The organism is Bradyrhizobium sp. P5_C11_2 (assembly GCF_054049755.1).
In genome coordinates, this window is record NZ_JBFULT010000503.1 from 1 (window position 1) to 5,599 (window position 5,599).

General features: G+C 63.5%; 6 protein-coding genes. 2 read left to right on the forward strand and 4 right to left on the reverse strand.

What is annotated here, in order from left to right:
* The 4 genes from ACXJL8_RS32245 to ACXJL8_RS32260 form a co-directional block, all read right to left on the reverse strand.
* Nucleotides 1–971: homogentisate 1,2-dioxygenase (locus ACXJL8_RS32245; RefSeq protein ID WP_456686237.1), on the reverse strand; the 971-nt coding region annotated here is incomplete at its 3' end.
* Nucleotides 972–973: 2 nt separating this feature from the next.
* Entirely contained in the window at nucleotides 974–1,930 is a 957-nt protein-coding gene (locus ACXJL8_RS32250; RefSeq protein ID WP_456622354.1) for an MBL fold metallo-hydrolase, read from the reverse strand.
* A 22-nt stretch (nucleotides 1,931–1,952) separates the two neighbouring features.
* The gene (locus ACXJL8_RS32255) at nucleotides 1,953–2,177 is read right to left on the reverse strand and encodes a DUF2783 domain-containing protein (RefSeq protein ID WP_456622353.1); all 225 of its coding nucleotides are present in this window, start codon (nucleotides 2,175–2,177) and stop codon (nucleotides 1,953–1,955) included.
* 9 nt (nucleotides 2,178–2,186) lie between these two features.
* A complete protein-coding gene (locus ACXJL8_RS32260; protein ID WP_456622352.1) occupies nucleotides 2,187–3,830 on the reverse strand; it encodes an FAD-dependent oxidoreductase in 1,644 nt (547 codons plus the stop codon).
* A 109-nt stretch (nucleotides 3,831–3,939) separates the two neighbouring features.
* On the opposite strand from ACXJL8_RS32260, the gene ACXJL8_RS32265 reads away from it, so the two are divergent.
* Together ACXJL8_RS32265 and ACXJL8_RS32270 are read left to right on the forward strand one after the other, a co-directional pair.
* On the forward strand, nucleotides 3,940–4,479 hold the full coding sequence (locus ACXJL8_RS32265) for a MarR family winged helix-turn-helix transcriptional regulator (RefSeq protein WP_456622351.1): 540 nt from the start codon (nucleotides 3,940–3,942) through the stop codon (nucleotides 4,477–4,479).
* Nucleotides 4,480–4,569: 90 nt separating this feature from the next.
* Nucleotides 4,570–5,289 (forward strand): class I SAM-dependent methyltransferase, encoded by a 720-nt coding sequence (locus ACXJL8_RS32270; protein WP_456686238.1) that lies wholly within the window; start codon nucleotides 4,570–4,572, stop codon nucleotides 5,287–5,289.
* Nucleotides 5,290–5,599: the final 310 nt, after the last annotated feature.

The following is a 5,599-nucleotide window of genomic DNA, read 5'->3' on the forward strand; positions in this document are numbered from 1 at the left end:
ATGTTCGCGGTCCCGGCGGTCTCCGACGGCGAGGTCAGCACCGTGAAGATCGAGGGATCGGGATGATCGAAGCCGATCGCGCCGACCGGCGAGAAGGTGCGCAGATCGTATTTGTAGGGCGCGTAATTGCCATGCCAGGCGACCACGTCGATCGGCGAATGGGCGAGCTGCGTCTTGAACAGCGCGCCGCCCCATTTCACGAACAGCTCGGTCGGCGTGTCCTTGTCCTCGTAGTGAGCAACCGGGGTCAGGAAGTCGCGCGCATTGGCAAGGCAGTTGGCACCGATCGGCCCGCGCTCCGGGAGCGTGAAGGCGCCGCCATAGTTTTCGCAGAGATAGCCGCGCGCCGGCCCGTTCACAATCTCGACGCGGAATTTCACGCCGCGCGGGATCACCACGATCTCGCCGGGCTCGGCGTCGATGCGGCCGAACTCGGTGACAAGGCGCAGATTGCCTTGCTGGAGCACGAACATCAGCTCGCCGTCGGCATTGTAGAAATGCTGGTCCACCATCGACTTGGTGATGAGATAGACATGCGCGGCCATGCCGGCCTGCGTGTTGACGTCGCCGGCCGTCGTCATGGTCTGCACACCCTGGAGGAAGGTCATATCCTCCTTCGGGATCGGCGCCGGGTCCCAGCGCAGCTGCGCGATCGGCAGATCGTTCTCATGGCACGGCGCCGAGCGCCACAGGCCGGCATCGGCCTTCTCGAACCGGCCGGAGTGCTTCACCGACGGGCGGATGCGGTACAGCCAGGAGCGCTCGTTGGTGCCGCGCGGCGCGGTGAAGGGCGAGCCGGACAGCTGCTCGGCATAGAGCCCATAGGCGCAGCGCTGCGGCGAGTTGCGCCCGATCGGCAGCGCGCCCGGCAGCGCTTCCGTCTCAAAGCTGTTGCCGAAGCCGGACATGTAGCCCGGCGTGACCTGCGCCGAGCTGCGGATGATCTGATCGGGCGAGGTGTTGATGTTCATGTCTATCCTCCTCCTTGCAGGGCGGCCCACATCTCCTGGTCGCGCTTGTCGGTCCAGATCACGGGGTCGTCGATCCCTGATGCTTCGTCATAAGCACGCGACACGTTGAACGGCAGGCAGTGCTCGTAGATGGCGAAGCTGTGGAATTTCGGGTCCATCACTTCGCGCGTCGCGGCCATCGATTCCTTCAGCGTGCGCCCCTTGGCGACAGAGATTTCGGCGGCGCCATAGAGCGAGGTGACGAAGTCGCGTGTCATTGCGATGGCTTCGCGCACAGTCGCTGTACCCTTCAGCGCGTCGCCGCGGCCGGGCGCGATCGCCTTGGGATTGAAATTGCGGATCTCGTTCAGCGTCATCGGCCATTCGCGCAAATGCGCGTCGCCGCAATAGCAGGCCGAGTGATATTCGATGAGATCGCCCGAGAACATCACCTCCGCGTCCGGCACCCACGCGACGATATCGCCGGAGGTGTGGCCGGCGCCAAGCTGCATCAGCCGCACCTCGCGCTTGCCGAGATAAATCGACATCTCGCCTTCGAAGGTGAGCGTCGGCCAGGTCAGGCCGGGAATGCTTTGCGCGTCCTGGAACAGGCGCGGGAAGCGGCCGTATTCGGAATCCCAATCCTGCTGGCCGCGCTCCGCGATCAGCCGGTGGGTCTCCTGCGAGGCCACGATGCCCTGCGCCTTGTAGGCGGACGCCCCTAGCACGCGCACGGCGTGGTAATGCGACAGCACGACATATTTGATCGGCTTGTCGGTGACGGTGCGCACGCGCTCGATCACCTTGTTCGCCATCGCCGGCGTCGCCTGCGCATCGAACACGAGACAGCCGTCATCGCCGACGATGATCGCGGTGTTCGGATCGCCCTCGGCGGTGAATGCATAGAGATCGGGGCCGATCTCGGAGAAGGTGATCTTCTTCTCGGAGAGATCGCCGGTGGATGCGAAGTTCTTCGCCATCAATTCATCCTTTGAGAGCTTGCTATTGTTGTTGCTGCTGTTGCTGCTGGCCGTCGATCATGCGGCGCCTGGCCAGCACGATCGCTTCCCGCAGCAGATCGATATCGCCGATATGGTTGGCAAGGATCAGGACCAGCGCGGCGTCGAAATCGGCGCTCTGCTCGTCCGTGAGCCCGCGATGCGCCTCGACGATGGTGCGGAAGGCATCATCCGGCCGTGCGAAGTTGGAGCTGGTTGAAAGCGGCATGCGGTGACCTCAATTCAAGCCTTCAGCCCGCGACAGCGCCGCCGCAACGCCGGCGCGCGTCGGGTGACGGAAGCGCGCCGCGACATAGCCGTCAGGCCTGAGCAGATAGGCTGTCCCCGGCTCGGCGTCGTAGCGCTTTGCGGCAAGGCCCGCCGGATCGGCCAATCCGCCCTCGCCGCCGATGCGGATATCCTTCACGCCTTCGGGCGTCTCGACCGCCGCGCCATTGCTGAACGACAGCAAGGTGAACTCCGTTCCATCCTCGCGGAACGCATCGGTCAGATAGGCCTGCCCGCCCTCGCGCGTCGCGACCGGCGCATCGGGCATGGAACAACCGGGCTGCGGTCCACCGCGCCACGCATCGGTATCGGGCGATGACAGCGGCGTATCATAGCTGCACGGCACCGAGAGCCGCCCGCCATTGACCATGCGCTTGCCGAACTCCGTCTCCTTGGCCAGCGACAGCACCGCCTTGCGCAGCCGCGCCTCCTGGTGCGAGTTCGGCGCCATGAAATCGGTCGAGCGGGTTGATTCGCGGATGTTCTCGTCCGCCGCCATGCTGCGTTCAGTGTGGTAGCTCTCGAGCAGGCTCGCGGGCGATTTCCCCCGCAGCACGCGGTCGAGCTTCCAGGACAAATTCTCGGCGTCTTCAAGCCCGGAATTGGCGCCACGTGCGCCGAACGGCGAGACCTGATGCGCGGAATCGCCAGCGAACATCACACGGCCATGGATGAAGCGATCCATCCGCCGGCACTGGAATTTGTAGAGCGAGATCCACTCGAATTCGAACTTGTCGTGGCCGAGCATGCGCGCGATCCGCGGCCGCACGTTTTCCGGCTTCTTTTCGACAATTGGATCGGCGTAGCGATTGAGCTGGAGGTCGATGCGCCAGATATCGTCGGGCTGCCGATGCAACAGCGCGGAGCGGCCGGCGTGGAACGGCGGATCGAACCAGAACCAGCGCTCGGTCGGGAATTCCGCGGTCATCTTGACGTCGGCGATCAGGAACTGGTCCTCGAACACCTGGCCGGCGAAGTCGGCGCCGACCATCTGCCGCAACGAGGACCGCGCGCCGTCACAGGCGATGACGTATTGCGCATGCAGGCGATAGGCGCCCTCGGGCGTCTCGATCGTCAGCGCAACGGAATCGTTGCGGCTCTCCAGCGCCGTCACCTTGTTGCGCCAGCGCAGGTCGATCCCGGGAAGATCCTGCACGCGATCGACCAGATAGGCCTCGGCGTAATATTGCTGAAGGTTGATGAAGGCCGGCCGCTTGTGGCCGTCCTCGGGCAGCAGGTTGAACTGATAGAGCTGCTGTTCGCCGTGGAAAATGCGGCCGACGCTCCACACCACGCCCTTCTCGACCATGCGGTCGCCGACGCCGAGGCGGTCCCAATATTCCAGCGAACGCTTCGAGAAGCAGATCGCGCGCGAGCCTTCGCCGATGCGGTCGGCATCGTCCAGAAGAATGACGCGCTGGCCGCGCTGGGCGAGGTCGATCGCCAGCGACAGCCCGACCGGGCCCGCGCCGACCACCACGACCGCGTGCTCGGCCGGGCTCTGGCCCGGGCGATCCTGATCGGGGTGGCGACGATAACCGAACTGGGTCTTCGCCTGATAGGTTTTGGCCTGCTGGGTCTTGGCCTGCGCCATGCGCTAACCTCGGCTCTGGTCAGGGGAGGACTAATCTGCTAGATAGTCTCACGTGCAACTATTTTGGACCGGAGCCGGCCGGCCGTCAACTGGAATTCGGAGCGCATTCTTGGCGAGGACATCAGACACCGCGCTGAAGACGCGAGAAACAAGCGAGGCATTGCCGAGAGCAAAGGCGCGGCTCGACCTGTTCAGGTTTGTGCCGTTCCGCCTCAACCGGCTCGCCGCGGAAGTCAGTTCCGCGCTCGCGGTCGAATATCAGGAGCGCCACGGCCTCGACATTCCGGCCTGGCGCGTGATTGCGACGCTCGGCTTCCGCAACGATGCATGTAGCGCGCAATACATCTCGCAATGCACCCGCACGCACAAATCGACCATCAGCCGCGCAGTGACGACGCTGCTGCATCAAGACCTGATCGAGCGCGTCGAGAACGAGGCTGACCGCCGCGAATTCCGCCTGCAACTGACCAGGAAGGGCCGCGCACTCTACGAGGAGCTCTTTCCGCAGTTGTTGCGGCGGGAGGATGAGATCCTCGCCTGCCTGTCGGCGCAGGAACGCAAGCAATTGTCGGCGCTACTTGGCAAAATCGAGCAGAGCCTCGACCTGATCCAGACCAGCGAAGAGGCGGACGCGAAAGAGGCGTATTAGGGCGCGTACCCATAGAGGCGCAGACGTTGGCTTTTGGGGGTCCGGTTGAGAAAGCTTGGTAGGCCCGTGACGGCAGTTGCGCATATTGCGATGCTACTTGTGGCGTTTGCTGCAACTCGCGCATACGCCGCTGACATTGGTTATCTGGCTTCCCCCGGAGTCGCTGCAAACGAGTTTCCCTCACCGCAGCGCCCTGTTGCACGGATCGTCAGCCCACGCCGCTCCGCCGAAGAGCACCGCGACGCCCTCAATGAGGCCGGTCAAATCGCACGTGTTCTCGAACTGAAACCAGGTATGACAGTCGGCGACATTGGAGCAGGCAGCGGCTACCACACGGTCAGGCTCTCGCGCCTCGTCGGACCCGCCGGCTCTGTCATTGCCCAGGACGTCACGCGGGATTACCTCATCGAACTCGCCAGGCGAACAGTCCTTCTGAAGTTGACGAACGTTCAATTCGCGCTCGGCGAACCGCACGACCCGCGTCTGCCCGCTTCCTCGCTGGATGCCGCAATCCTTGTGCATATGTATCACGAGATAGCCCAACCCTATGCCTTCCTCTACAATCTCGCGCCCGCCTTGAAGCAGGGTGCGCGGGTCGGAATTGTCGATCTTGAGCTTCCGACGTCGAAGCATGGCACGCCAATTGAGCTCTTGCGCTGCGAATTGACCGCCGTCGGCTATCGCGAGATCGCCACATATAAGCTCGCAGGGGACGGAGGATACCTGGCGACATTCTCTCCTCCGGAGGTAGCGGCTCGAAAATCTMCCCGCGATATCGTTGCTTGTCGGGATCCTTCCGGCGCTCGTTGACACCACGCCCGCCGTCCGTCTCAGAGGCTGAACATGTCCGAAGAAGAGGTCAGACCGGACGTTGCCGGCTGAGGCTCACACCAGGGCTTTTGCCCCGAAGCCGACCTGGCTGCGACCGCGGTGGTTGCCAATTCCAACGGTGCTCGCGTATCTATTCCGTGCAGGATCATAGAGCGTGAGTAATTCAAATGACGATGGAATTCAGAGGCGCGAGCGGCGAGGGATTTGCTACAATAACCCGAGACGGTCGCGTGCTGGATTCGTGGTTTCTTCGGCTGCGCTTGACCGCGGAAGCGGACAAGGTAGCAAC